Raw genomic sequence first — 24,060 nt, 5'->3', positions numbered from 1 at the left:
AAAAGGACCGCGTAATGCGGGTGGAGGCGATGGCAGAAGATCAGGCAAAAATACCAGCCGATGAACAGGCAACACAGCCGGGAACAACCCCGTCTTCGCCGCTGCGCCGCAAGGCACAGGCGGGGCGGGCAGGCCATCAGGCGCGTGCAATGTCGCTGTCAAAGGCGTTGCGCGTGACCGTGGCCAAGGTGGCGAACGATCTGTTCGACATGGCGATGGCCGTGCTTGCTGTGCGGGTCGAGGAACGCAGCAATGACACCCTTGCCGAGGCATTCGAGGCAGGGTCGTTGCTGATGTTGCTTGACGGTCCGGCGCGTCGTCGCGGCGCGGTGGTACTTGATCCGCTGTTGGTCGGGGCGTTGATCCAGCAGCAGACCATGGGCAAAGTGTTGCAAGGTGCCGACGCCGCGACCCGCAGCCTGACCAGCACGGACGCCGCCATCTGCGCACCCTTTGTCGATGCCCTGCTCGACGCTGTGGCGTCGCTACCTGATACCCCGGCCGATCAACGCTGGATCGAAGGCTATCGTTTCGGCGCTCGTTCCGAAGACCTGCGGCTGATGCTGATGGCACTGGATGCCCCCGACTACCGAATATTGCATCTGACGGTCGATATTGCGGGCGGGGTACGACAGGGCCAGATGCTGCTGTGCCTGCCGCTGCTGTCCGACAGTGACGCGTCCGCGGGTCAGTCGGACGAGATGGGTGCAGACGGGCAGGGATCGGTCGCGACTCAATCGCCCAAGATATTGCTGAACAATGTCATGGAGTTGCATGTCTCCCTTAACATCGGGTTGGCGCGTATGTCCTTGCCCCTCAGCGCGATCAGTGGGTTCAAGGCTGGGGATATGCTCACATTACCCAGTTGTTCGTTCGACGATGTAAAAGTGCTGGAACCGGGCGGTCGTGGTCTGGCCAGAGGGGCGTTGGGGCAATTGAACGGGATGCGTGCCGTGCGGTTGAATCACCAGCCCACACCGATGACCCAGCCCCGCCGCCGCGCAAGTGACCGCGCGGAACTGAACCTGCCGGAGGTACGCTTTGAACGCCGCCACGGCGCCACCCCACCGGGCGCGGCCATCGCTGCGCCGATGATGGATGATCTGCCCGACATGAGCGATCTGCCTGATATGGGCGATCTGCCTGATATGGGCGATTTGCCTGATATGGGCGATCTGCCTGATATGGGAGACCTGCCTGATATGGGCGATCTGCCTGACCTGTCAGATATGCCCGATATGTCTGACCTGCCGGGGTTGGATGGCGATGACGACGCCCTCCCGGACCTGCCTGAATTTCAGGTCGGATAGGCGCCGCCGGGGGACCGCTACTCTAACAGAAGGCTTCGTTCAGCATGGGGCGGATGTTGCTGAGGTCGTATCCACCCTGCCGCGCGGCCTCGACAATGGCATCCCCATCCATCGTGCCCGCCTGGCCAAGCGCCCAGGCGATGGTCGACCGGGTGCCAGAGGCACAGTAGGCCAGAACTGTATCATCGCTCTCCACGCCCAGGGCGCGGTTGCGTGCGATCACCTCGGGCACCATGGTCTGATGCGTCAAAGGTTGTTCCTCAAAGGCGATGCCAGCAGCCTCGGCGGCGGTGCGGATCGCGGCAGCCTGATGGCTGGGTGGCACCTCGGCATCGGGGCGGTTGCACAGGATACGGGTGATGCCCTGCGCGCGCAGAGCTTCCATATCGCCCGCGTCAATCTGCGGGGCGACAAAATAGCGGGGGGTGATTTGGCGAATGTCCATGGAACGATTTACGCAGATGGGGCTTCGCTGTCCAGCCAAGGTTGCACCGCGATGCCAACCCAAGCCGGTCAGATCAGGCCAGGAAAATCCCCAGGATCACCATCATCAGCCCGATCACCGACAAAAACAGCGACCCCATGTTCACCGGCAGCGCCTTTTGCACCACATCGCGCATCGCATCATCGTCCAACCCGGCGCGTTTTGCCCGGCTGACCTTCAGAATACACCAGATCAGGCCGACCAATCCCAGCAGGGACAGGCCCGCGCCGGACCAGATCAGCAGTTCAAACGGGTTTGTATCAGCATTTTCCATGGCGGCAGAGCTACGCCAATCGTCGCGCGCGGGCAAGTCCCGCTTGCGGGCGCGCCGCGCGCCTTGTAGTCACACACGCCAAGCCGTCCCCTAAGGAGCCCCCCATGAGCGACACCAGCACCAATCCCGAAGTCGTCGATACCGTCGGCGATGCCACCTACCGCGTGACCGCCAACGAACTGCGCCAGTTTGTCGAGCGGATCGAGCGTCTGGATTCCGAAAAGAAAGACCTCGCAGAACAGCAAAAAGAGGTCATGGCAGAAGCGAAATCGCGCGGCTATGACGTCAAGGTGCTGCGCAAGGTGATCGCCCTACGCAAGCGCGACAAGGACGACATTGCCGAAGAAGAAGCGGTGCTCGAAATGTACAAAGAAGCCCTGGGCATGTGACCGGGTTGCGCCCTCGGTGGACATTTGTCCGCGGGGGCGCGAATATGCCGGGCGCGGGGGCTTGAAGTCCACACAGATCAGGACCATTTGCCGATGGTCCGCGCGGCCGCCGCGGCGTGAGTTTAGGCGCGGCCTTGGGCAATTTTAATGGATATAGTTTACGTTGTTGGCGGCCTGATCGGTTTGGTCTGGGGCGGCGAAATTCTTGTGCGCGGTGCCGTAGCGCTGGCACAGGGCTGGGGGATTTCCCCCTTGGTGATCGGTCTTACGATCGTGGGGTTCGGCACGTCGACACCTGAATTGGTCACCTCTGTGCAGGCCGCGCTGGCCGGGGCACCGGGCATTGCCCTTGGCAACATCGTCGGCTCAAACATTGCCAATATCCTGCTGATCCTCGGCCTGACGGCAGTGATCGCCCCCGTGGCCATTGCGCGCGGCACCTTTTACCGCGATGGGGCGGTTCTGCTGGCGGCGACACTGCTGTGCATCTGGGTTGTGCTGGGCGGACAGGTGTCGCGTGGGGCAGGGATGATATGTATCGCTGGCTTGGCGGCCTACCTGATCTACACATTCAAAACAGACGCGGCGGCAGACCCCGCAACGTCGCCCGAGATCGCAGTGCCGGCGGCGGGCCAGGGGCCCAAAGCAGGAATGGCGTTTGTACTGGTGCTGGGCGGATTGGTTGTCACGATCTTATCGGCGCGGTTCCTCGTGCTGGGCGCCGTGTCGCTGGCCCAGACCATTGGTATTTCCGAAACGGTCATCGGGCTGACCATCGTGGCTGTAGGCACCTCTATGCCCGAATTGGTGACCTCGGTCATCGCGGCGCGGCGCGGTCAAAGTGATGTGGCCCTCGGCAACGTGGTCGGGTCCAACATCTTCAACATTCTGGGCGTGCTCGGTGTAACGGCGGTGATCCACCCCGTTGCGGTCTCGGCGCGTATCGTCGAACTTGACGTCTGGATCATGCTGGCGGCAACGCTTGCTCTGATTGCCTGTGCGCTGATGGGCGCACGCGTTACGCGCTGGCAGGGTGCGGCATTGATGTTGGCCTATGTTGGCTATCTGATAGTTTTGCTGTGGACGTGATCGCCTCCGACAAACTTACGTCTTCTTAAGACCCTTCTGCGCAACATGCCGATTAAACACGGCTATGGGCGAATGTGATGCGGCACTGCAAACTTCTGTTCTTTCTGCTGGCAGCCCTGTGGCTGTCGACAGTGGCCCCTGTCGATGCGCAGGTACAGCCGACCACGGTCGAAGGCAGCGCCGCCAACAAGGTCAAGCTGGCTGATCGCCAGCGCCTTCTCACCGAACAGATGGGGCGCTCCGTCTGTCTTGTCATGGGCGGCATTGATCCCGGATCGGAATCAGACAAGGCGCGCGGTTCGGCGGATCTGTTTCACGCCACGATGATGGCCCTGCGCACCGGTGATGAAAACATGGCCATCCTCCCTGAGGAAGATCCCGATGTGTTGGCCGCATTGGATACTGTGGCAGCGGTGTTTGCCACCTACCGGGCGGCCACGCTACAGGTTGGTGCAGGTGATCTGCACGCGGTCCCCGTCGGCCAGATACTGGCGCTTAGCGACCCTTTGCTCGCCCTATCAAACACCACGATGCGGGCGGTGGAACAGGCCCACGGCCCCAAAGGCAACAGAATGCTGAGCCAGACAATCGAACTGGCAAGGCGCCAGATCATGTTGTCGCAAAAGCTGACCAAGGAAATCTGCTTTGTTGCCCTCAACATAAACCGGGCCGAAATGCTGTCGCGCCTGAAAGGCACGCTTGCCGCCTTTTCAGAGGCGCAAGATGCGCTGGAAAGAGGCAACCCTGCTGTCGGCATAATGCCACCGGCGCCGGGACTGGCCAAAAAACTCGCCGGTGTGCGCCAGCTTTGGGACCCATTTGCGCAGATTGCCAATGATGTCGCCGCAGGTGCCGCGCTGGACGAGGCGGGGCTGATGGCGGTTGTCGACCTGAGCAACAAACTTCTGTTCAAATGCAAACAAGCCGCCCGGAGCTATGCCAAGCTTTAGCAGGCCTATCGGATGCGGGGTGGGGCCGATCTGCGTTGTCGGGCCACGGCGCTGCCGGGATTAACACCGCCAATCGCCGCGATTTGCCTACCCATGGCCGCATAGGTGGATTGATCCTGCCGACAGGTGCGTCTTCCCCTTGCACGCAGGCGTCAACACCCATAGAAGGGCAGAAATTTTTTGCCCGCGCCACAGTCGGCGCGGCCTTATTCTATGGAGCAAACATGCAGGTCAACGAGACGCTTAACGAAGGTCTGAAACGCGGTTACAACATCACCGTTACCGCCGCAGAGCTTGAAGCCAAGGTTAACGAAAAACTGGCCGAAGCGCAGCCCGAAGTTGAGATGAAGGGGTTCCGCAAAGGCAAGGTTCCAATGGCGCTGCTGAAAAAGCAGTTTGGCCAAAAGGTTATGGGCGAAGCGATGCAGGAAAGCATTGATGGCGCCATGTCCGAGCATTTTGAAAAGTCCGGCGACCGCCCTGCGATGCAGCCCGAGGTCAAGATGACCAACGAAGACTGGAAAGAAGGCGATGACGTCGAAGTAAGCATGTCTTACGAAGCGCTGCCCGAAATTCCCGAAGTTGATCTGGGCAAGATCAAGCTGGAAAAGATGACCGTCAAAGCAGGCGATGCGGAAATCGACGAAGCCTTGGCAAACCTTGCCGAGACCGCGCAGGACTTCAAAGCCCGCAAGAAAGGCTCCAAAGCCAAGGATGGCGATCAGATTGTGATCGACTTCAAAGGGTCCGTTGACGGCGAAGAATTCGAAGGCGGCGCTGCCGAAGATTATCCGCTGGTACTGGGCTCCAACTCCTTCATCCCCGGTTTCGAAGAGCAACTGGTCGGCACGAAAGAAGGCGAAGAGAAGTCTGTCGTCGTGAACTTCCCCGATGAGTACCAAGCCGCGCATCTGGCCGGCAAGGAAGCGACATTCGCCTGCACCGTCAAAGAGGTGAAAGAACCCGTCGCCGCCGAGATCAACGACGAACTGGCCACCAAATTCGGTGCCGAAGACCTCGCCGCGCTGAAATCGCAGATCGGTGAGCGTCTGGAGGCCGAATACGCCGGTGCCAGCCGCGCCGTGATGAAACGTGCGCTGCTCGATGCGCTGGACAAGCTGGTCAGCTTTGACCTGCCGCCATCGCTGGTCGACGCCGAAGCCGGTCAGATCGCGCACCAACTGTGGCACGAAGAAAACCCCGATGTTCAGGGCCACGATCACCCCGAAATCGAAACCACGGACGAGCACAAGAAGCTGGCCGAGCGCCGCGTGCGTCTGGGCCTGTTGCTGGCCGAACTGGGCCAGAAGGCCGAAGTTCAGGTGACCGATGCCGAGATGACACAGGCGATTATGAACCAGGCGCGTCAGTACCCTGGTCAGGAACGTCAGTTCTTTGAATTCGTACAGCAGAACCAGCAGATGCAGCAGCAAATGCGCGCGCCGCTGTTCGAAGACAAGGTTGTTGATCACATCGTCGAGCAGGCCAAGGTAACCGAAAAAGAGGTTTCCAAGGACGATCTGCAAAAGGCCGTTGAGGCACTGGAAGACGAATAAGTCTGACCGCATCGTCAGATAACTTAAGAAAGGCCGCTCCGATCCGGGGCGGCCTTTTTCGTTCGGGGGATAGGATCAACCCCCCCTGCGCGTGCGCATTAACCCTCTGGCAACACACTTAGCGCACGCCTCGTTAACCCAAATAACCGCAGCATCGCTGCGGTACGCGCGGTGTACAGTCGGTGTACAAAAATCATACCGCCAAAATCCCGGTTTTTATGGCGTTAACCTACGATTCACCCGCAATCGTTGCCGGCCCCACCGTACGTTGCGCGGCAGCCCCTGCTGCCACCCGCTGTCATCATCCCGTGTTACTGGTGTCCTGTCAGCATATTGAAAGGACTAAAGATGATTGATCATTTCGGCATTCAGGTTTCGGATATTGCCGCGGCCCGTCGGTTCTACGATGCCTGCCTTGGCACCTTGGGGGCCAAGGTATTGCTCGAGGTTCCGGCAGAGCATACCGGCGGCAAACAGGTGTTAGGCTATGGCCGCGAAAGCCCCGATTTCTGGGTCAGTGAAGGGGTCGCACAGGTGCCGCCGCTCCACTGTGCCTTTGCAGCCGCGAACCGGGGCGAGGTGGATGCGTTTTACAAGGCCGCGCTGGCCGCCGGGGGCCGCGACAATGGCGCACCGGGGTTGCGGCCAAAGTACCACCCCGACTATTACGGCGCCTTCGTGCACGATGCGGATGGGAACAACATCGAGGCGGTCTGTCACGCCCCGGTATGACGGCCCGGCAGGCGGGCCTTCTGCGACCGCCTGCCACTGCGTTACAAGGTGATACGGAACTGCGCGAACCCGTCCGCCGCGTCGCCCGCCGCTTCCATCTGTACGCCTTTGACCTCGTCCAGATAATCGGCGGCCTTGGGGCCCGTGGCAAACAGGACCGTGGTGCCCGCAAGCGGGGCAAAGCCCCAATTGGCGTCGGCGCGCGGGCTGATGGTTCCCTTCTCGACGATGTAGCGCACGATCACGTCGCGGTTCGTGTCGGGGCCTTCAAATACGATGGTGTCGCCCTTGGCACCCGGAAAATCGCCGCCGCCAGAGGCGCGGTAGTTGTTGGTTGCAATGATGAATTCCGCCGCCGGATCAATGTCTTGCCCCTTGAACTGAAGGTTCACAATACGGCTGGTGTCCGGGTTCTCTGGCTCTCCCTTCGGGCCGAATTTCGAGGGCTGGCTGAGGTCGATCTGATAGGTTACCCCGTCGATCACATCAAAGTTGTAGCTGGGAAAGCTGTCGTTGATCAGCTGCTGATCGGCGCTGCCCGGTGTGATCTGGTTAAAGATCCCGGCAGAGCGTTCTAGCCAATCCTTGACCTGCGCACCCGTCACCCGCACAGCGCGCACGGTGTTGGGGTAAAGGTACAGATCGGACACGTTCTTGATTGCCACATCGCCCTTGGGCACGTCGGTGTAATACTCAGGCCCACCACGGCCCCCCGCCTTGAACGGGGCGGCGGCTGACAGGATCGGCAACCCCTCATGCGCGGTCCCCTTCATCATCTGCGCGATGTACCAGATCTGCGCATTCGACACGATCTGCACCGACGGGTCATCTGCCACCAGCGCGAAATAGCTGTGCAGATTGGCGTCCGTCTTGCCCACCGCCCGGCGCACATAGGCCAGCGTCTCATCATGCGCTTGCTGTACAGAGGCAAGCACCGCAGGGGCGCTTTCCACGAGGGCGGTCACAGACCGGTCTTCGTTACGTTGCGAGATGGGCCGCGCCTCGGCGCTGTGGCTGGCGATGCGCCAACTGTTGCCGTCGCGTTCCAGCATCAGGTCGATCAGCCCCAGGTGGCTGCCCCAGAACCCGCCCATAGTGGCGGGTTTGCCGTGGATCGTTCCCGCTTCGGCATCCACCGCCGCGTAATCTGCATATGTGCCCGACGGGAACACAAGGTGGCTGTGGCCGGTCAGGATCGCGTCGATTCCATCCACGGCAGCCAGGGGGACAGAGGCGTTTTCCATCAGTTCATCCTCTTTTGCAGCCCCGATCCCCGAGTGTGACAGCGCGATGATGATATCGGCCCCGGCTTCCTTTATTTGCGGCACATAGGCGCGGGCGGTGGCAAGGATGTCGCGGGTCTGTACCTTGCCCTCCAGATGGCGGCGATCCCAGTTCATGATCTGGGGCGGGACAAAGCCGATGAGACCGATCTTGATCGGATGTGCCGTGCCCGCGCCATCGGTCAACATGCGCTCAAGAATGACATAGGGTTTGACCAGCGTGACGTCCTTGGTGGGATCACTGCCCATTTCCTTGACGACATTGGCGCTGACCACCGGAAAATCAGCCCCGGCTAAGGATTTCATCAAGAATTCAAGGCCATAGTTAAATTCATGATTGCCCAGGGTAGAGGCGTCGAACCCAACGGTGTTCATCGCTTGAATGACCGGGTGCATGTCACCCTCTTTCATCCCGCGCTCGTAGGCGATGTAATCGCCCATCGGATTGCCTTGCAGAAAATCGCCGTTGTCGAGCATCAGCGTGTTGGTGGCCTCGGCGCGGATATCCTTGATGATGCTGGCGGTGCGGGCAAGGCCGACAGTGTCGACCTGCTTGTCACCATAGTAGTCGTAGGGAAAGACATGCACATGCAGGTCGGTTGTTTCCATCAGCCGCAGGTGGGCCTGATTGGACGCTGCGCGCAGGGAGAACGGGTGCAGGGCCAGCAGCCCGGCAGACCCGGCAAGGAAATGGCGGCGGTTAAGGCGGAGAGGCATGGCGGCGTTCCTTTTGCTGTAACACCCCCATAGCCTGATCCCATGTCCGCCGTGTGACAAGAATGAATTGAATTCAGCCCTTGCGCAGGCCGGTTTGCACCAACATGCCGCGACGCTTGGCCTCGTAGTAGTAGCCGCGCGCGTACCATTTCACCGCTGTGCCATGATCACCATCAGACAGCAGCCAGGCACCGCGCAGGTACTTCACCGCATATTTCAGATTGGTATCAGGATCGAGGAGATCAGTCGGCTGCCCCTGGAACCCCATGCCGCGCGCGGTGGCGGGCAGGATTTGCAGCAACCCATAGTAGGGGCCGTTGCGGGCCTTTGGGTTATGGGTGCTTTCTCGGATCGCGAGGCGATGTACCAACGGGCGCGGGACATCGTAGAAATCGGACCAGTAGTTGATCTTCTGCCGTAGCTCGGGCGTCTCATTCGGATGGAGCGGCGGACCAGCTGGGCGGGCGGGGGCGACGTCTGGGGCGGCGTTACAGGCGGTAAGCATAGAAGCCGCGATCAGCGATAAAAAGACGCGTCGAGTTGTCTGAGGCATGCAGCACACTGGAGTTGTTGAAACTGCCGGAGCATGGCGCGGTCGCCGCTTTCGGGCAAGACGCTGGCAGGGGATGCGCGGCTCCTTGCCGTAGTGGCAAAATTTGTCGATTTGGCAGGGGGTTAGCGCTGCTGGGGCAGGCAGGTTTATCCTGTAGTAGAGGCCGATGGCGGAAATCCGCATATCCGGTGCGATCGGGATTCCCCCGATATCGCTAAGCGATCGTGCAGGGTCAGCGCCGCAAAAACGCCGCCCACGGCGCCGCGCCCCAGCGCTGCGATGATTTAGCCGCGGATCATTCGGTCGATTGCCGCGCTAGACGTCCGCGACGATCTCGCCCTTCATTTCGCCTGTCATGCGGGTCTGATCGTCTTTGTGGACTGACCGGCGCACTTCGTCGATCTTGAGCTCTGCAGCGTCGCGTGTCGCCTTGTCAGGCCATTCCGTGATCGCTGCACTGGTGCGATCGCTGGTCCGTACGACAGTGACACGGCTGGCGCCAAAGCTCTTGAGGGCGGGCAGGCGTTTTTCCTCGATTGCGCGCAGAGCAAGATTGTAATCGGCCCCGTCGGCAATTTCCCAGGTTGTAATCGTGATGTAGCGCATCGTTACCTCCATCCTATACCTGACCAGTCTATCACAATTCTGCGGTGAAAGGGTGGGTATCGTCGTGTCTGGGGATAACGAAAAACGCCGCGCAGTTTCCTGCGCGGCGTTTGTTTTTAGCTCGAGAAAGGCGATCAGGCGTTTGCGCTGTCGTCTTCTTCGTTGTCCGATGTGCGAACGGCGTCGCCCAGATCGTCATCGTCCGACGCGGCAGAGCCGATATCGTCAAACAGTTCAGAAATCTCGAACTCGGCTGCCGCTTCTTCTTCGGCTGCCATTTCCTGGATGGATTTGCCAGACGCCTGAAGCTCGGCCTCTTCCGCGGAACGTGCAACGTTCAGCTGGATTGTGGCTTCGACTTCGGGGTGCAGAACAACCTGTACATCGTGCAGGCCCAGTTCCTTGATCGGCTGACCCAGAACAACCTGCTTGCGGTCGACGGTGAAACCTTCGGCAGTTGCGGCTTCGGCGGCGTCACGGGTGGTGACGGAACCATAAAGCGCGCCCGCGTCGGAAGCGGAACGAATCACAACGAATTGCTGACCGTTCAGCTTTTCCGCCATTTTGTCGGCTTCTGTTTTGGTCTCAAGGTTCTGTGCCTCAAGCTGGGCTTTCTGGCCCTCAAACGCTTCGATGTTGGCCTTGGAGGCCGACAGCGCTTTGCCTTGTGGCAGAAGATAGTTGCGAGCGTAGCCCGACTTTACGTCGACGACTTCGCCCATCTGGCCCAGTTTGGCCACTCGTTCCAGAAGGATAACTTGCATGTGCTTTGCTCCTTATTTCACGGCGTAGGGCAGCAGGGCGAGGAAACGCGCGCGTTTGATGGCACGGGCCAGTTCGCGTTGTTTCTTGGCCGATACGGCGGTGATGCGGGACGGCACGATCTTGCCACGCTCAGAGATGTAGCGTTGCAGCAGACGTGTGTCTTTGTAGTCGATCGCTGGTGCGTTGTCGCCCGAGAAGGGGCACACTTTGCGACGGCGGAAAAATGGTTTTGCAGCCATGGTTTATGTCCTTTTCTTCAAGCGTTAATCAACGGCGCTCGCGGCGTTCGCCACGGTCTGGGCGCTCATCGCGTTTCTGCATCTGCACGGATGGCAGCTCGGCATGTTCTTCGACCTTGATGGTCAAAACGCGCATCACGTCATCATGCAGGCGCATCAGGCGTTCCATTTCCTGAACGGCGGTCGCAGGTGCGTCCGAACGCAGGAAGGCATAGTGGCCCTTGCGGTTTTTGTTGATCTTGTAGGCCATCGTTTTGACGCCCCAGTACTCGCTGTCGACGAGCTTGCCGTCGTTGTCCGCGAGGACGGTGCCAAAGTGTTCGATGAGGCCTTCTGCTTGCGTGTTGGACAAATCCTGACGCGCAATCATGACATGCTCATATAGCGGCATGCGTACTCCTATATTTATATCAAGGCGCATTTCATAGGCGAGGCATGTATTCCTTTGCGGCCCCACCACGAGAGTCTGCGCGGTTCATATCCTTTGCAAAGGAAGGGCTGATATACACGGAATATCAGCCCAGACAAGCCCTCGCGGCTTTGCTGGCGGGCAGGGGCCGTCTGACGGCTGGTAGAGCGCCCCATTAACCCGTCTTTAACGGGTGAAGCGACATTGCGTTGCCGTGACATGGCCTTGACGGTGCCGCAGGGACGTCCAGATTTTGTCGCTTTTGAGTTTCAAAGTGTTCCTAGTAATTTATTCAAGAGGTTATCAAATGACCGCAACCGCTGATTTCATGCCGCCCGATCCGTCAATCGCAGACGCAGCCCGCATTGGCGATGGCAGTCGGCTGTTGGTGCGCGCGGTGCAGCGCCTTGCGGGCGCGTCCTTGACATTGGCTGCGGTGGGGCTGTGGCTGATGCCCAGTGCCGCTGGCGAAGAGGGGGTGTTATTGTTCAAGCTGATTTTGTCGGTAACGGCGGTCCTTGCCGGGCTTTGTCTGTTGCAGGCCAGCGCGGCGCCGCGCGCCCCGCAAGTTGAGATTGATACGATCCGCCGCGAAGTGCGTCTGGTGCGTGAGGGCCAAGAAGGTCAACGTGCCGTGCTGGGCCGATGCCGTTTTGGCGATCTGTCGCGGGCGGAACACCGTGGTGCGCATCTGCGTCTTTGGGACGAAAACGACAATTTTCTGGTCGAGGTCACATTGACTGACCGAAGCACCATGAACAGCCTTGTTGCAGGCCTGCAAGACGCCGGTAAACTGGCCTGAGATAAGAATTATTTGATATTTCTGTTCATTACCGCGCAGACCCTGTGGAGTGGTGCGGAGTTGTTGTCTGCCTGTGAAACGCCAACTTGACCGTATATTCGTTCAACACGGCATACACACTGGAGACACCGATGAAATCACTATATCTTGCTGCTGCCTTTGCCCTTGGCGCAAACGGCGCCCTTGCTGCTGACACCTACGTTCTTGACCCCAGCCACAGCCAGGTGGTCTTTGACTACCAGCACCTTGGCTTTTCCACGACAACCGGCATTTTCGGCGGGTTCGAGGGCGAGATCAGCTTTGACGCTGAAGATCCGGCACAATCCACGGTCAACGTATCGATCCCTGTGATGTCGATGTTCACTGGCTGGGAGGCCCGCGAAGACCACCTTATGTCCGATGATTTCTTTGGCGCCAAAGAAGGCGACATGGTCACCTTTAAATCCACCGCGATCGAAGTGACCGGCGAAAACACGGCAAATATCACCGGCGATCTGACCATGAATGGTGTGACCAAGCCTGTCGTGCTGGACGCCAAGCTGAACCAGATGGGCGATCACCCGATGGAAGGCAAACCATGGGCCGGTTTTGACGCGACGGCGACAGTGGTGCGTTCTGATTTTGATCTGGGCATGTTCGCGCCCTACGTGAGCGACGAAGTTAACCTGCGCATTTCGATCGAAGCCAGCAAGGCCGAATAACCCCGCCACCATCTGATGCGATCAAAAGCCACCGCGCCATGGCAGGCGCGGTGGCTTTTTCCGTTATGGGTCCAATTGTGCATCCAACAGATATGTGTGGGGACGGGACCCTATTCTGCGCGTCGGGCGTGCAGGCTCGTGTTGATTGCCACGCCGAATGCCAGATTGCTGTCATCGGCAAGATTGTCACCGATGCCGAAGTCACGCCGATCCAGCGTCAGATCGGCACGCATTTCGGCGACATCACCGTTCAGTGCCAGCAGGAATGGCATGGTCAGCGGCACCGTCTTGTCCTTGATCGTCAGCGTGCCCTCGGCGGCATAGCCATCCGGCACAGCGATGATGTCGGCCTTAAAGATAGCAACTGGAAATGTTGCTGCATCAAAAAAGTCAGCCGCCAGCGCCTGCGATGTGACCGATCCCAGTGTCAGTGACGGGACAGCGATGGTCACGGTGACCGCGCCATGATTGCCATCGGTTGCGGTTTCGTCGAACTGGATGTCGGCGGTCCAGTCAGCAAAACTGCCGCTGACGGCGCTGCCGAACTGGGTCACCGTGATCGCGATCTTGCCGTCCTGCACCTGCCATTCGGACGCGACTTGGGCCAGTTTGGGGCTGTCACTGGCCGTTTCCTGTCCACTGGCAAGTGCCGAACCCAGCGCAATCACACCCGCCCAAAGCACAAACGCAGCAACCATTGGGGCGCGGCTATGGGTCTGCGGGGGCAGCGGGCCAAGGGCGGGCGTGCCGGGCAGCATCCGGCGCAGGGTGGCGTCGCGGTCGATCACATGGTGCTTTAACGCGCCCATGATATGCAGCAAAAGCGCGAGGATTAGCATCCGACCGGCATAAAAGTGTACTGCACTCGCGATATGTTCGATTGCTGGATCTTTTGGCACCAGCGGCAGGTTCTGGCCGAACGGCCACCAGATCGGTGCAAATCCCGCAGCGGCGGCATGGCCGATCCACCCCGACAGCGGCACGATGACAAGCGCACCGTAAAGCAGCCAGTGGACGGTTTCAGCAGCAAATGCTTCGAGCTTGTGGTCGGCGTTCAACAGTCCCGGCCGGGGCTGCGTTGCGGCCCACAGGATGCGCAACAGGGCGACGAAAAAGACACTGACACCCAGCGTTTTATGCAGCGAAAACAGCCATGCCTTGCGGGCCAGTTCGGGCGCCGTCTCATAGGGCAATTCGTCAGCATACCAGCCCAGCGGGATTAAGGTGAGGATCAGCAGCGCGGTCAGCCAGTGAAAGGCTTTGGTGACACTGCCAAAACGCAGTGTGGTGTTGGAAAACGGCATGGAGGGGCTCCGAAACAGGGTTGCCGATATGTAGCGGCGCGGCCATTGGCTCACAATGGCAATGCGCGCACAGACCCCGTGCAGTCTTGTTTGCACCTGCGGCGCAGGCTACATCTGGGGCAAATTCCGCAGGAGACACCATACCATGACCATCGCATTTGTATTTCCGGGGCAGGGCGCCCAGACCATCGGCATGGGCCGCGAGCTGGCCGAGGCCTATCCCGCCGCGAAGGCCGTGTTTGACGAGGTCGATGCGGCGCTGGGGCAAGACCTATCCAAGATCATCTGGGAAGGCGATATTGACACCCTGACCCTGACCGAAAATGCACAACCGGCCCTGATGGCGACGTCGATGGCAGCAATGGCGGCATTGAAGGCCGAGGGCATTGGTATCGACAAGGCAGCCTTTGTCGCGGGTCACAGTCTGGGTGAATATTCCGCGCTTTGTGCCGCTGGTTCGGTATCGCTGGCCGATACTGCGCGCCTGCTGCGGATTCGCGGCAAGGCGATGCAGGCCGCCGTTCCGGTGGGTGAAGGCGCAATGGCAGCGATCCTTGGGCTGGGCATTGAAGAGGCCGAAAAAGTGGCCGAACAGGCGGCGCAGGGCGAGGTTTGCCAGGTCGCCAATGAAAATGATCCTGCGCAGAACGTGGTTTCTGGCAACAAAGCCGCCGTTGAGCGCGCCGTGGAGCTGGCCAAGGAAGCAGGCGCCAAACGGGCGCTGATATTGCCAGTTTCCGCGCCGTTTCACAGCGCCTTGATGAAGCCCGCCGCGGCTGAGATGGCGCGCGCTCTTGATGAGGTTGACTTCAACGATCCGGCGGTGCCGCTGGTTGCCAATGTGTTGGCCGCCGGGCTGAGCGACAGCAAGCTGATCCGGTCCTTGCTGGTAGATCAGGTGACGGGCCGGGTGCGCTGGCGCACGTCGGTGGAGTGGATGGCCGACCAGGGTGTGACCGAAATCTGGGAAATTGGTGCAGGCAAGGCCCTGACGGGCATGATCCGCCGCATCAACAAGGACATCGTAACCCGCACCGTCGGAACACCGGCAGAGGTCGAAGCGGCGCGGGACGCCTGAGCGCGGCGCATCAGGAGGTGGCATCATGAGTTTTGAAGACGCAATCGCTTTGCAGCCGACATGGGTCGCATGGTGGCTGAACTGGCTGTTTATCGGCGCCTTTGTACTGCCTTTCGCGCTATTGATCTGGCGGCAAAGCCGGGTGGTCGGTCTTGTGACACTGCTGTCGAGCTTTCTTGCCGCGGCGGCGGTCTACGGGCTTTTTGGCCAACTGGGCTATGTCAAACTGTTGGGTCTGCCGCACGTGCTGATCTGGACGCCGCTGGTGGCCTATCTTTACCGTAAACAGGGCAAGGATTACATGCCGGTCTGGCCGCGTCGGATCATTTGGGTGGTGATGGTCACCATCACAATCTCGCTGGCGTTCGATTACGTGGACGTGATCCGCTATGCCTTGGGCGCCCGTGACGCCACGGCCCTTCCAGCATGAGACGGCTGGCAGCGGCCTGCGCCGGGCTGGTGTTAATGCTACTGGCCGCCTGTGGCACGATCGAAAACGCCACGGACGGCACCCAGATGCAGGTGCAGGGTCGGCAATTGCTGCTGTCTGGCACAATCACCAGCCGAACGGCGGCGAATTTCAAGCGCATGCTCGTTGCCAATCCGCAGGTGGATACCGTCGTGCTGACGCAGATCGACGGGTCGATTGATGGGGCGGCCACGATCGACATGGGCTATCAGCTGCGCGCGCTGGGGATGGCGACGCATCTGCGCCGCGACAGCGTGGTCGATTCTGGCGGTGTGGACCTGTTTCTGGCAGGCACCCGCCGCAGCATGGCACCGGGCGCGCGGCTGGGGGTGCATTCGTGGCGCAACGGTTACCGTGAAGGCAGCAGCTATCCCGCAGGATCGCCCGAACACCAGATGACCCGCCGCTATGTCGCGGACATGCTGGGCAACGATGCGTTTTACTGGTTTACCTTGCAGGCGGCGCCTTCGGACGGGATACACGACATGACAGCGGCAGAAATCAGCCACTACGGCCTGCTGACGCAGCCCTGACAGTTAAAGAATAAAGGAAGACACATGTTTGATCTTACAGGAAAGAATGCACTGATCACCGGCGCGTCTGGCGGCATCGGTGCCGACATCGCGCGCAAGCTGCACGCACAGGGCGCCACCGTGGGCCTGTCGGGCACCCGGACAGAGCCGCTGGAGGCCCTGAAAGCCGAATTGGGCGCGCGCGCGCATGTACTGCCGTGCAACCTGAGCGATCTGGAAGCGGTCGACGCGCTGCCGAAACAGGCGGCAGAGGCAATGGGATCGGTAGATATTCTAGTCAACAACGCCGGAATCACCCGTGACAACCTGTTCATGCGCATGTCGGATGATGAGTGGAATTCGGTGTTGAACGTCAACCTGACCGCCACCTTCAAGCTGTGCAAGGGCGTCATGCGCGGCATGATGAAGGCGCGCTGGGGCCGCATTGTGAACATTTCGTCGATTGTGGGTGCCACGGGCAACCCCGGTCAGGCCAACTATGCCGCGTCAAAGGCAGGGATGGTGGGCATGTCGAAATCACTGGCCTACGAGGTCGCAAGCCGAGGTATCACCGTCAACGCCGTGGCACCGGGTTTCATCACCACAGCCATGACAGACAAGCTGACCGATGAGCAAAAGTCTGGAATCATGGGGCAAATTCCCGCCGGGCGCATGGGCAACCCTGATGAGATCGCTGCCGCAGTGATTTACCTGGCAAGTGACGAGGCCGCTTATGTCACCGGTACCACCTTGCATGTGAATGGCGGCATGGCCATGTTGTGAGACTGCACCGCAATAGCGTTTGCCAAGAACGTGGCATATGCTAAAGGGAGCGCAGAATCCTGAAGATGGGTGCTTGATTGCCCCATCTACCTTGTGCGAACAAGGATAATAGCCGCCCCTTTTGGGGCACCCTTCAAACGCTGCTCAACAGCGGGCGGAAACCAAAAGGGGCCAAAATGGCCCGAAGACATGAGGACTTATTATGAGCGACGTCGCAGACCGCGTGAAAAAGATCGTTGTGGAACACCTAGGTGTTGAAGAGGAAAAAGTGACCGAGAATGCGTCGTTCATCGACGATCTGGGCGCAGACAGCCTCGACACCGTGGAACTGGTGATGGCGTTCGAAGAAGAATTCGGCATCGAGATCCCCGATGACGCCGCTGAAAACATCCAGACGTTTGGTGACGCGGTCAAGTTCATCAACGAAGCCTCTTAAGCGGGTTTTGTCGGCCTTGGGTCGGCGGTAAAAAGATAACGGCGGCGTTGTTCCTAGCGGAATGACGCCGTTTTCTTTTTTTTCGAATGAGGGTCTTGTACCACGTGTTGTCAGCGGGCAATTCTAAGCGCAGGCAGCAGTTCAAGTGTGAAGGCAATTCACCCCCCATGTCCCGGACCATTCCAACGATCAATACCGCCCGTACCACCTTGCGCGCGATGCGTGCCGAGGATTTCGGCCACTTTGCCGAAATTTGGGCGAACCCTGACGTTATCCGCCACATCGGCGGCAAACCTCGGAGCAAATCGCTGTCATGGGATGTTTTTCTGGCAAATGCAGGCCATTGGCAGATCGTCGGTTTCGGCCAGTGGGCGATTCAGATCCACGGACAGCGGGAGATGGCCGGGCAGACCGGTTTTTTCTTTCGGTCCCGTGGACTGGGTGAGGATTTTGATGCCTACCCAGAGGCCGGGTGGGTTTTGGAGCCGCAGGCCCAGGGCAAGGGCCTTGGGCTGGAGGCGGCGCGGGCGGCACATGATTGGTTCGACCGGGTTATCACAGGCCGCACGGTGTGCTTGATCAATGTGGACAATCACGCGTCACTGCGCCTTGCCGAAGCGCTTGGCTACAGTCTGTTGCGCGACACCGAGTATCTGGGTGACAAGGTTCTGCTTTTGACGCGCAAGGGGCCACCGGTCTAACGAACAACTAAGGCCGTATTATCTGGCGTTTCTGGGCGATGTGTCGCGCGCGCGATGCGCTGAACCCTTGAACAATTCCTGTTCCACAAGGTATAGCCTGTCAACGCGATAAAATACCAAGGGGCTTGGATATGCGCAGAGTAGTAGTAACAGGTTTGGGGCTGGTGACGCCGCTGGCGGACGGGGTCGAGGCGAGCTGGTCCCGGATACTGGATGGGCAATCGGGTGCGGGGCCAATCACCGGGTTTGATGCCAGCAAACTGGTGACGCAGTATGCCTGCGAAGTACCGTTGGGCGATGGCAGCGACGGCACGTTCAACGCCGACACCTATATGGAGCCGAAAGAGCAGCGCAAGGTTGATACCTTTATCCTGTTCGGCATGGCCGCCGCACAGCAGGCGGTCGAGGATTCAGGTTGGATGCCGACCGACGCCGAAGATCTTGAGCGCACGGGCGTCTTGATCGGGTCTGGCATTGGTGGGCTGAATTCCATCGCCAATACTGCCGTGATGATGCACGAGAAGGGTCCGCGCCGCGTCAGCCCGTTCTTTGTACCCGGTGCGTTGATCAACCTGATCTCTGGTCAGGTGTCGATCCGCTATGGATTTAAGGGCCCGAACCATTCGGTTGTGACCGCCTGTTCCACAGGCGCGCACGCGATTGGCGATGCTGCACGGTTGATCAAATACGGCGACGCCGACGTGATGATTGCAGGCGGGGCCGAAGCCGCGATTTGCGAGATCGGGATTGCCGGCTTTAATGCCTGCAAGGCGCTGTCGACCAAGCGCGGCGACGACCCCACCAAGGCCAGCCGCCCCTATGACATCGACCGTGATGGGTTTGTTATGGGTGAAGGTGCCGGTATTGTGGTGTTGGAAGAGTATGAGCACGCCAAAGCCCGTGGTGCCAAAATCTATGCCGAAGTATTGGGGTATGGCATGTCCGGCGACGCCTATCACATCACCGCACCGTCAGAGACTGGCGAAGGCGGTGAGCGGTCGATGCGCGCAGCGCTGAAGAATGCGGGTCTGGAGCCGGGCGATGTTGATTACATCAACGCACATGGCACATCGACCATGGCCGATACCATCGAACTGGGCGCTGTTGAGCGCATGATGGGTGATGCGGCGGGCAAGGTTACCATGTCATCGACCAAGTCGGCCACAGGGCATCTTTTGGGTGCGGCAGGCGCGATCGAGGCGATCTTCTGCATGTTGGCGATCCGCGATCAGGTGGCACCGCCCACGATCAACCTTGATAACCCGGCTGTTGAGACCAAGATCGATCTGGCACCAAACAAGAAGGTCGAGCGCAAGATCGACATCGCTTTGAGCAACTCCTTTGGCTTTGGCGGTACGAATGCGTCGGTTCTTTTCGGGAAAGTCAGCTGATGTGGCGTAATATCGCGTCAAATGCCGTCACTTTTCTGATGGTCGGTCTTTTTCTGCTGGGCGGTGTCATCCTGTGGGGGAAGGCGCAATACCAAGCTGAGGGACCGCTGGAGCAGGCGATCTGTTTGCAGGTCGAGCGCGGGTCGAACATGCGCAAGGTCAGTCATGACCTAGAAGAGCAGGGAGCCGTCAGTTCGGCCGCTATCTTTCGGCTTGGGGCGGACTATGAGGAAAAAACCAGCAATTTGAAGGCGGGCAGTTTTCTGGTTCAGCCGAAAACCTCGATGTCGGGTATCGTGGATGTGGTGACCAGGGGCGGCGCAAGTACCTGTGGGACCGAGGTCGTGTATCGGATCGGGGTGAACCGGATCAGCGTGCAGTTGCGCGAGCTTGATCCTGTGACCAACCGCTTCGTTGAACGGGCCGAGTTCGAGCCGGGCGCCGAAGACGTGCCGACTGTCTATACCGAATTGTCCAAGAAGAACGACACGCGGTTTCGTGTGGCGCTGGCCGAGGGTGTGACCAGCTGGCAAGTGATCGAAGGATTGAAGAGCGTCGAGGAACTGACTGGTAAGGTTGAAGAGATTCCTGCCGAAGGATCGCTGGCACCGGACAGTTACGAACTGCGTCCGGGCGATGACCGAGCAGCACTGGTGGCACAGATGAAGGCAGCGCAAGAGGTTTTGCTGGCTGCGGCATGGGAAGCGCGTGATCCCGGTTTGCCGATCACCACGCCGGAAGAGTTGCTGATCCTTGCCTCTATCGTTGAAAAGGAAACCGGTGTGCCGGAGGAGCGCAAACAGGTGGCCAGCGTGTTCATCAACCGCCTGAACCAAGGTATGCGTCTGCAGACGGACCCCACGGTGATCTATGGGTTGACCGAGGGCAAAGGCGTATTGGGCCGTGGGCTGCGTCAGTCTGAGCTGCGCAAGGAAACCGCGTGGAATACCTATGTAATCCCCGGGCTGCCACCCACCCCGATTGCCAACCCCGGGCGTGCCAGCCTGATGGCGACTGCGCAGCCTGATGAGAGTGACTTTGTGTTCTTTGTGGCTGACGGTACCGGCGGTCACGCCTTTGCCGTGACGCTGGACGAGCATAACCGCAACGTCGCCAACTGGCGCAAGATCGAAGCGGAGCGCGGCGCGGAAGCGGCGGGAAACGCGTCTACAGGTGGGAACTAAACAAACATCGGGCCCCGCCTGACAGTGGGGCCCGTTTTCGGTCTATGTTAAGAATTTATTAATGATCGCGCGGTGTTACAGGGTTTTGGTAACACAGTTTTTCTTGACTTTGCGAACGGTCTGACGTACAACTTGTGACATGCTAGGAGACGTGGGCGAACGGCTGCGGGGGTGACCCTGTTGGCCGTTTTTTTGTGTCTGCTCGGTTGGGAGACCAACGAGAGGTATGAGCAATGATGATAATTACCCCGGAACAAGAAGTAAAAGAATGTGCAGAGGTTTTGCGCGGTCTGAAGCTTTCTATCGCTGCGTTGCGCCGAGAGTTTGAAGATTTGCTGGAAAAAGCCCAGTCCGGGAAGGAAATCAAACAAACTGCGGTGAGCAAATGTGTGTCTGAGGCAAAGACCATGTTGGCGAGCTGCGTGAGAGCGGAGATTGACCTGAATGACTGTCGAAACAAACAAGCTGGAATCGCACAGGGGGGATATGCCCTTGATCTTGATGCCGCACGGGCTGACATCGGGTGCAAACTGGATCGCCTGCGAAGATGCGCAGACCCAGGCCCAGTTTCTTAATGATCTGGATGAGGGAGAGCTTTTGGCTCTCCCTTTTTTGTTCGAGTTCTGGGCGATGCATCACCAGTTGCCGCCGGAGGGGGACTGGCGGACCTGGGTGATCATGGGCGGGCGCGGGGCGGGCAAGACCCGGGCCGGGGCAGAATGGGTGCGCAGCAAGGTCGAGGGGAGCAAGCCGTTTGACGCGGGGGCCTGCGCGCGTGTGGCGCTGGTTGGTGAGACCATCGAACAGGTGCGCGAGGTAATGATATTTGGCGACAGCGGCATTTTGGCATGCAGCCCGCCGGATCGGCGTCCGGCCTGGGAGGCGACGCGCAAGCGGCTGGTCTGGCCGAATGGTGCCGTGGCGACGGTTCATACGGCACATGACCCAGAGGGTCTGCGCGGGCCGCAATTCGACGCCGCCTGGGTGGACGAATATGGCTGCGCTGCTGTGGACAAAGGCGCCAACGAGCCAAACAAATTCCTTGATCTGAAAAGCTCTGAAAATGCTTTGCCGCATCAGTCGACGGGCGCGCGGGATGAGTTGATGCAAATGCAATACCTGCGCGCGGTCTCGGAGTATTGGCGCGACGAGGCGCATAACCCGATGTCCGAAGAATATGAGGGGCGGATGTTGGACATGTCGCGGGCCTTTGTCTGGGCGTGGGATGTGCGGCCTTATCCGCATTTTCCCAACAACCGCGAGCTGTGGAGCGATGGCAAGAACTATGCCCGGGGGCATTGGATCAATGGGCGCACGTCGGCGCGGTCGCTGGCGTCTGTCGTGGGTGAGATTTGTCGGCGCGCCGGGGTCACGCATTTCGATACCGAGGCGCTGCTGGGCTACGTGCGCGGCTATGCGGTAGAACAAGTGGCTGAGGCGCGGGCGGCCTTGCAACCTTTGATGATCCGCTATGGGTTCGATGCGATTGAACGCGACGGGACGTTGGTTTTTCGGATGCGCGACGGTCGAGAGGCTGTGAGATTGGATCCGGCGATGCTGGCTGTCAGCGCTGATCTGGACGGGATCACCGAACAGTTGCGCGAAGCAGAAGCAGAAGTGTCCGGCCGGATGCGGCTGCGGTTTGTGCAGGCGGATGGTGATTTTGACGTCGTTTCGGAAGAAGCGGTTCTGGCGGACGAAGCGACACATGCAGTGGCGGCTTCAGAGCTCAACATGGCGCTCACACGTGGTGAGGGGCGTCAGGTGGTCGAGCGCTGGTTGACCGAAGCGCGTGTTGCGCGCGAGGCGGTGCGGCTAGCGCTACCGCCCTCGCGCATGGCGCTGGGGGCGGGCGATGTAATCGAGTTGCCCGCACAGGGGCAGGAGGCGCCGGGCCGCTACCGAATCGACCGCCTGGATCACGCCGATTTGCTGCTGGTCGAGGCGGTCCGAATTGAGCCTGAGGTCTATGCGGCAGCACCGATCGACGATGGGCTGGCCCGGATGCGCCCCTTTGTGCCGCCGGTGCCTGTGGTGCCTGTTTTCATGGATTTGCCACTTTTGCGCGGCGATGAGTTGCCCCATGCGCCACATCTTGCAATCACCGCCCAGCCCTGGCCCGGATCTGTCGCAGTGTACCGCGCGAACACCGATTCCGATTATCAGCTCAACGCGGTGGTGCCCGCCCGCGCGACCTTCGGAATCACACAGAGTGTGATGCGCGCGGCGATGTCAGGTGTGATTGATCGCGGCGATGTTCTGGAAGTAAAGCTTGCCAGCGGCACGCTTGAATCCGTGGGCATGGATGCGTTGTTAAGTGGCGCCAATCTGGCCGCCATCGGTGACGGCAGCACGGACAACTGGGAATTGTTCCAGTTTGCCGAGGCAGAACTTGTGGCGCCGCAGACCTATTGGCTGAAAACCCGGTTGCGGGGGCAGGCAGGCAGTGATGCGCTGATGCCCGATGCTTGGCCGGCCGGTTCGCAGTTTGTGTTGATGAATGGCGTGCCGCAGCAGATTGAGCTTAGTCCGAACTTGCGGCGCGTTGCGCAGCACTACCGCATCGGGCCTGCACGGCGGCCTTTTGACGACCCGTCGTACCGTCATGAGGTGCACGCCTTTGACGGCAACGGCTTGCGACCATTGAGCCCCGTGCACCTGCGCAGCACTGTGACTGCCGGGGGGGACGTGGCCCTGACATGGGTCAGACGTACCCGCGTGGATGGCGATACTTGGGACACGTCAGAGGTGCCATTGGGCGAAGAACGCGAAAGCTATCTGGTGCGCGTTCGTAATGGTGGCGTTGTGATCCGCGAAGAGATCGTGGTGACCCCAAGCTGGACCTACGGCGCGGCAGAACGGTCAGCAGATGGCGGTGCAGGCGCGATTACGGTCACTGTCGCGCAGCTATCTGCGGCCTACGGTCCGGGGCTGGCGGCACGGATTGATATCGAAATCTGATGCGCAGAGTGCTCTACTCCGATGTCACAGCAGCGGCGCGGGCTTTGCTGACAATACCGGACGGCGCGCGCGCACGGGTCTGCGGGCGGATGCTGGTACGTGCACATTACGCCGATTGCTATACCCGGCGAATGGGCCGTCCGCATCCGCTTTGGGGAAATGGCACATTGCTGGCGGCGGCGTGGGCGGGTCGGATGCCGCGCGAGCCGGGCTTTGACAGTGATGACTATTGTCGCTGCATCGCGCTGGTGGTGCAGCAAATCGCCGCGCGCCGGGCCCAACACTTGTAAGTTCCGGTTACATCCCCACATGACAATTGAATGGCATTGCGGATTTACATTTGGTTCGATGCTGTTGCATGAGGTAAGCTGACGACAGCAAG

28 protein-coding genes are annotated in these 24,060 nt (G+C 59.8%); 19 read left to right on the top strand and 9 right to left on the bottom strand.

Translation table 11 applies throughout. From position 1 onward, the window contains the following. Positions 1–14: 14 nt before the first annotated feature. Positions 15–1,310, top strand: a complete 1,296-nt coding sequence (locus tag AC1965_RS10370; RefSeq protein ID WP_483883796.1) for a FliM/FliN family flagellar motor C-terminal domain-containing protein — start codon at positions 15–17, stop codon at positions 1,308–1,310. Positions 1,311–1,332: 22 nt separating this feature from the next. On the opposite strand, the gene AC1965_RS10365 is transcribed toward AC1965_RS10370, so the two are convergent. Continuing rightward, positions 1,333–1,755, bottom strand: a complete 423-nt coding sequence (locus AC1965_RS10365; RefSeq protein WP_483883795.1) for a protein tyrosine phosphatase family protein — start codon at positions 1,753–1,755, stop codon at positions 1,333–1,335. 73 nt (positions 1,756–1,828) lie between these two features. Further along, positions 1,829–2,068 (bottom strand): hypothetical protein, encoded by a 240-nt coding sequence (locus AC1965_RS10360; RefSeq protein WP_483883794.1) that lies wholly within the window; start codon positions 2,066–2,068, stop codon positions 1,829–1,831. Between the two features lie 104 nt (positions 2,069–2,172). On the opposite strand from AC1965_RS10360, the gene AC1965_RS10355 reads away from it, so the two are divergent. The 5 genes from AC1965_RS10355 to AC1965_RS10335 all read left to right on the top strand — a co-directional run bounded on the left by AC1965_RS10355 (position 2,173) and on the right by AC1965_RS10335 (position 6,784). After that, positions 2,173–2,457, top strand: a complete 285-nt coding sequence (locus tag AC1965_RS10355) for a DUF2312 domain-containing protein (RefSeq protein WP_483883793.1) — start codon at positions 2,173–2,175, stop codon at positions 2,455–2,457. Positions 2,458–2,604: 147 nt separating this feature from the next. Beyond that, entirely contained in the window at positions 2,605–3,546 is a 942-nt protein-coding gene (locus tag AC1965_RS10350; protein WP_483883792.1) for a calcium/sodium antiporter, read from the top strand. Between the two features lie 77 nt (positions 3,547–3,623). Next, positions 3,624–4,496 carry a type IV pili methyl-accepting chemotaxis transducer N-terminal domain-containing protein gene (locus tag AC1965_RS10345; protein WP_483883791.1) on the top strand — a complete coding sequence of 291 codons (873 nt, stop codon included), beginning with the start codon at positions 3,624–3,626 and terminating at the stop codon, positions 4,494–4,496. Positions 4,497–4,720: 224 nt separating this feature from the next. Next, positions 4,721–6,052 (top strand): trigger factor, encoded by a 1,332-nt coding sequence (tig, locus tag AC1965_RS10340; protein WP_483883790.1) that lies wholly within the window; start codon positions 4,721–4,723, stop codon positions 6,050–6,052. Between the two features lie 348 nt (positions 6,053–6,400). Next, positions 6,401–6,784, top strand: coding sequence for a VOC family protein (locus tag AC1965_RS10335; RefSeq protein WP_483883789.1), 384 nt, complete (start codon positions 6,401–6,403; stop codon positions 6,782–6,784). A 41-nt stretch (positions 6,785–6,825) separates the two neighbouring features. Here the strand turns inward: AC1965_RS10335 and AC1965_RS10330 are convergent, their stop codons facing one another. The 6 genes from AC1965_RS10330 to rpsF form a co-directional block, all read right to left on the bottom strand. Beyond that, entirely contained in the window at positions 6,826–8,784 is a 1,959-nt protein-coding gene (locus tag AC1965_RS10330; RefSeq protein ID WP_483883788.1) for a bifunctional 2',3'-cyclic-nucleotide 2'-phosphodiesterase/3'-nucleotidase, read from the bottom strand. 73 nt (positions 8,785–8,857) lie between these two features. Then, on the bottom strand, positions 8,858–9,337 hold the full coding sequence (locus tag AC1965_RS10325) for a transglycosylase SLT domain-containing protein (protein WP_483883787.1): 480 nt from the start codon (positions 9,335–9,337) through the stop codon (positions 8,858–8,860). A 315-nt stretch (positions 9,338–9,652) separates the two neighbouring features. Next, complete coding sequence (locus AC1965_RS10320; RefSeq protein ID WP_483883786.1) at positions 9,653–9,943, bottom strand: hypothetical protein; 291 nt, start codon at positions 9,941–9,943, stop codon at positions 9,653–9,655. 134 nt (positions 9,944–10,077) lie between these two features. Continuing rightward, positions 10,078–10,707, bottom strand: a complete 630-nt coding sequence (rplI, locus tag AC1965_RS10315; protein ID WP_483883785.1) for a 50S ribosomal protein L9 — start codon at positions 10,705–10,707, stop codon at positions 10,078–10,080. Positions 10,708–10,719: 12 nt separating this feature from the next. Then, the gene (rpsR, locus tag AC1965_RS10310) at positions 10,720–10,947 is read right to left on the bottom strand and encodes a 30S ribosomal protein S18 (RefSeq protein WP_005852865.1); all 228 of its coding nucleotides are present in this window, start codon (positions 10,945–10,947) and stop codon (positions 10,720–10,722) included. Between the two features lie 28 nt (positions 10,948–10,975). Further along, positions 10,976–11,338, bottom strand: coding sequence for a 30S ribosomal protein S6 (rpsF, locus tag AC1965_RS10305; protein ID WP_483883784.1), 363 nt, complete (start codon positions 11,336–11,338; stop codon positions 10,976–10,978). A gap of 325 nt (positions 11,339–11,663) precedes the next feature. Here rpsF and AC1965_RS10300 point away from each other — a divergent pair, with 325 nt between their 5' ends. Beyond that, positions 11,664–12,158 (top strand): hypothetical protein, encoded by a 495-nt coding sequence (locus AC1965_RS10300; RefSeq protein WP_483883783.1) that lies wholly within the window; start codon positions 11,664–11,666, stop codon positions 12,156–12,158. A 131-nt stretch (positions 12,159–12,289) separates the two neighbouring features. Then, a complete protein-coding gene (locus tag AC1965_RS10295; protein WP_483883782.1) occupies positions 12,290–12,859 on the top strand; it encodes a YceI family protein in 570 nt (189 codons plus the stop codon). Between the two features lie 110 nt (positions 12,860–12,969). Here the strand turns inward: AC1965_RS10295 and AC1965_RS10290 are convergent, their stop codons facing one another. Beyond that, positions 12,970–14,163 (bottom strand): cytochrome b/b6 domain-containing protein, encoded by a 1,194-nt coding sequence (locus tag AC1965_RS10290; protein ID WP_483883781.1) that lies wholly within the window; start codon positions 14,161–14,163, stop codon positions 12,970–12,972. Between the two features lie 145 nt (positions 14,164–14,308). Here AC1965_RS10290 and fabD point away from each other — a divergent pair, with 145 nt between their 5' ends. The 11 genes from fabD (at position 14,309) to AC1965_RS10235 (ending at position 23,968) form a co-directional block, all read left to right on the top strand. Further along, on the top strand, positions 14,309–15,241 hold the full coding sequence (gene fabD / locus AC1965_RS10285; protein ID WP_483883780.1) for an ACP S-malonyltransferase: 933 nt from the start codon (positions 14,309–14,311) through the stop codon (positions 15,239–15,241). 25 nt (positions 15,242–15,266) lie between these two features. After that, positions 15,267–15,671, top strand: coding sequence for a hypothetical protein (locus AC1965_RS10280; protein ID WP_483883779.1), 405 nt, complete (start codon positions 15,267–15,269; stop codon positions 15,669–15,671). Continuing rightward, on the top strand, positions 15,668–16,243 hold the full coding sequence (locus tag AC1965_RS10275; RefSeq protein WP_483883778.1) for a COG3904 family protein: 576 nt from the start codon (positions 15,668–15,670) through the stop codon (positions 16,241–16,243). Before AC1965_RS10280 ends, AC1965_RS10275 begins: the two co-directional genes overlap by 4 nt. A gap of 24 nt (positions 16,244–16,267) precedes the next feature. Then, positions 16,268–17,005 carry a 3-oxoacyl-[acyl-carrier-protein] reductase gene (gene fabG, locus AC1965_RS10270; protein WP_483883777.1) on the top strand — a complete coding sequence of 246 codons (738 nt, stop codon included), beginning with the start codon at positions 16,268–16,270 and terminating at the stop codon, positions 17,003–17,005. Positions 17,006–17,207: 202 nt separating this feature from the next. After that, positions 17,208–17,441 (top strand): acyl carrier protein, encoded by a 234-nt coding sequence (locus tag AC1965_RS10265; protein ID WP_483883776.1) that lies wholly within the window; start codon positions 17,208–17,210, stop codon positions 17,439–17,441. 167 nt (positions 17,442–17,608) lie between these two features. Next, complete coding sequence (locus AC1965_RS10260) at positions 17,609–18,142, top strand: GNAT family N-acetyltransferase (RefSeq protein WP_483883775.1); 534 nt, start codon at positions 17,609–17,611, stop codon at positions 18,140–18,142. Positions 18,143–18,273: 131 nt separating this feature from the next. Continuing rightward, entirely contained in the window at positions 18,274–19,533 is a 1,260-nt protein-coding gene (gene fabF / locus AC1965_RS10255) for a beta-ketoacyl-ACP synthase II (protein WP_483883774.1), read from the top strand. Then, on the top strand, positions 19,533–20,717 hold the full coding sequence (gene mltG / locus AC1965_RS10250) for an endolytic transglycosylase MltG (RefSeq protein WP_483883773.1): 1,185 nt from the start codon (positions 19,533–19,535) through the stop codon (positions 20,715–20,717). The genes fabF and mltG overlap by 1 nt, the downstream gene beginning before the upstream one ends. A gap of 233 nt (positions 20,718–20,950) precedes the next feature. Continuing rightward, positions 20,951–21,292 (top strand): hypothetical protein, encoded by a 342-nt coding sequence (locus AC1965_RS10245; RefSeq protein ID WP_483883772.1) that lies wholly within the window; start codon positions 20,951–20,953, stop codon positions 21,290–21,292. Then, a complete protein-coding gene (locus tag AC1965_RS10240) occupies positions 21,204–23,678 on the top strand; it encodes a baseplate multidomain protein megatron (protein ID WP_483883771.1) in 2,475 nt (824 codons plus the stop codon). The genes AC1965_RS10245 and AC1965_RS10240 overlap by 89 nt, the downstream gene beginning before the upstream one ends. After that, positions 23,678–23,968, top strand: coding sequence for a DUF7742 family protein (locus AC1965_RS10235; RefSeq protein ID WP_483883770.1), 291 nt, complete (start codon positions 23,678–23,680; stop codon positions 23,966–23,968). Before AC1965_RS10240 ends, AC1965_RS10235 begins: the two co-directional genes overlap by 1 nt. Positions 23,969–24,060: the final 92 nt, after the last annotated feature.

The sequence above is a fragment of the Sulfitobacter sp. KMM 9851 genome, assembly GCF_057178245.1.
This window is presented reverse-complemented; position numbering and strand designations above follow the sequence as displayed.

What these genes read in the sequence shown, in the direction of transcription:
- AC1965_RS10370 (WP_483883796.1), top strand. Translation starts at nt 15, where the DNA reads ATGCGGGTGGAGGCGATGGCAGAAGATCAGGCAAAAATACCAGCCGAT.
- AC1965_RS10365 (WP_483883795.1), bottom strand. Translation starts at nt 1,755, where the DNA reads ATGGACATTCGCCAAATCACCCCCCGCTATTTTGTCGCCCCGCAGATT.
- AC1965_RS10360 (WP_483883794.1), bottom strand. Translation starts at nt 2,068, where the DNA reads ATGGAAAATGCTGATACAAACCCGTTTGAACTGCTGATCTGGTCCGGC.
- AC1965_RS10355 (WP_483883793.1), top strand. Translation starts at nt 2,173, where the DNA reads ATGAGCGACACCAGCACCAATCCCGAAGTCGTCGATACCGTCGGCGAT.
- AC1965_RS10350 (WP_483883792.1), top strand. Translation starts at nt 2,605, where the DNA reads ATGGATATAGTTTACGTTGTTGGCGGCCTGATCGGTTTGGTCTGGGGC.
- AC1965_RS10345 (WP_483883791.1), top strand. Translation starts at nt 3,624, where the DNA reads ATGCGGCACTGCAAACTTCTGTTCTTTCTGCTGGCAGCCCTGTGGCTG.
- tig (WP_483883790.1), top strand. Translation starts at nt 4,721, where the DNA reads ATGCAGGTCAACGAGACGCTTAACGAAGGTCTGAAACGCGGTTACAAC.
- AC1965_RS10335 (WP_483883789.1), top strand. Translation starts at nt 6,401, where the DNA reads ATGATTGATCATTTCGGCATTCAGGTTTCGGATATTGCCGCGGCCCGT.
- AC1965_RS10330 (WP_483883788.1), bottom strand. Translation starts at nt 8,784, where the DNA reads ATGCCTCTCCGCCTTAACCGCCGCCATTTCCTTGCCGGGTCTGCCGGG.
- AC1965_RS10325 (WP_483883787.1), bottom strand. Translation starts at nt 9,337, where the DNA reads ATGCCTCAGACAACTCGACGCGTCTTTTTATCGCTGATCGCGGCTTCT.
- AC1965_RS10320 (WP_483883786.1), bottom strand. Translation starts at nt 9,943, where the DNA reads ATGCGCTACATCACGATTACAACCTGGGAAATTGCCGACGGGGCCGAT.
- rplI (WP_483883785.1), bottom strand. Translation starts at nt 10,707, where the DNA reads ATGCAAGTTATCCTTCTGGAACGAGTGGCCAAACTGGGCCAGATGGGC.
- rpsR (WP_005852865.1), bottom strand. Translation starts at nt 10,947, where the DNA reads ATGGCTGCAAAACCATTTTTCCGCCGTCGCAAAGTGTGCCCCTTCTCG.
- rpsF (WP_483883784.1), bottom strand. Translation starts at nt 11,338, where the DNA reads ATGCCGCTATATGAGCATGTCATGATTGCGCGTCAGGATTTGTCCAAC.
- AC1965_RS10300 (WP_483883783.1), top strand. Translation starts at nt 11,664, where the DNA reads ATGACCGCAACCGCTGATTTCATGCCGCCCGATCCGTCAATCGCAGAC.
- AC1965_RS10295 (WP_483883782.1), top strand. Translation starts at nt 12,290, where the DNA reads ATGAAATCACTATATCTTGCTGCTGCCTTTGCCCTTGGCGCAAACGGC.
- AC1965_RS10290 (WP_483883781.1), bottom strand. Translation starts at nt 14,163, where the DNA reads ATGCCGTTTTCCAACACCACACTGCGTTTTGGCAGTGTCACCAAAGCC.
- fabD (WP_483883780.1), top strand. Translation starts at nt 14,309, where the DNA reads ATGACCATCGCATTTGTATTTCCGGGGCAGGGCGCCCAGACCATCGGC.
- AC1965_RS10280 (WP_483883779.1), top strand. Translation starts at nt 15,267, where the DNA reads ATGAGTTTTGAAGACGCAATCGCTTTGCAGCCGACATGGGTCGCATGG.
- AC1965_RS10275 (WP_483883778.1), top strand. Translation starts at nt 15,668, where the DNA reads ATGAGACGGCTGGCAGCGGCCTGCGCCGGGCTGGTGTTAATGCTACTG.
- fabG (WP_483883777.1), top strand. Translation starts at nt 16,268, where the DNA reads ATGTTTGATCTTACAGGAAAGAATGCACTGATCACCGGCGCGTCTGGC.
- AC1965_RS10265 (WP_483883776.1), top strand. Translation starts at nt 17,208, where the DNA reads ATGAGCGACGTCGCAGACCGCGTGAAAAAGATCGTTGTGGAACACCTA.
- AC1965_RS10260 (WP_483883775.1), top strand. Translation starts at nt 17,609, where the DNA reads ATGTCCCGGACCATTCCAACGATCAATACCGCCCGTACCACCTTGCGC.
- fabF (WP_483883774.1), top strand. Translation starts at nt 18,274, where the DNA reads ATGCGCAGAGTAGTAGTAACAGGTTTGGGGCTGGTGACGCCGCTGGCG.
- mltG (WP_483883773.1), top strand. Translation starts at nt 19,533, where the DNA reads ATGTGGCGTAATATCGCGTCAAATGCCGTCACTTTTCTGATGGTCGGT.
- AC1965_RS10245 (WP_483883772.1), top strand. Translation starts at nt 20,951, where the DNA reads ATGATGATAATTACCCCGGAACAAGAAGTAAAAGAATGTGCAGAGGTT.
- AC1965_RS10240 (WP_483883771.1), top strand. Translation starts at nt 21,204, where the DNA reads ATGCCCTTGATCTTGATGCCGCACGGGCTGACATCGGGTGCAAACTGG.
- AC1965_RS10235 (WP_483883770.1), top strand. Translation starts at nt 23,678, where the DNA reads ATGCGCAGAGTGCTCTACTCCGATGTCACAGCAGCGGCGCGGGCTTTG.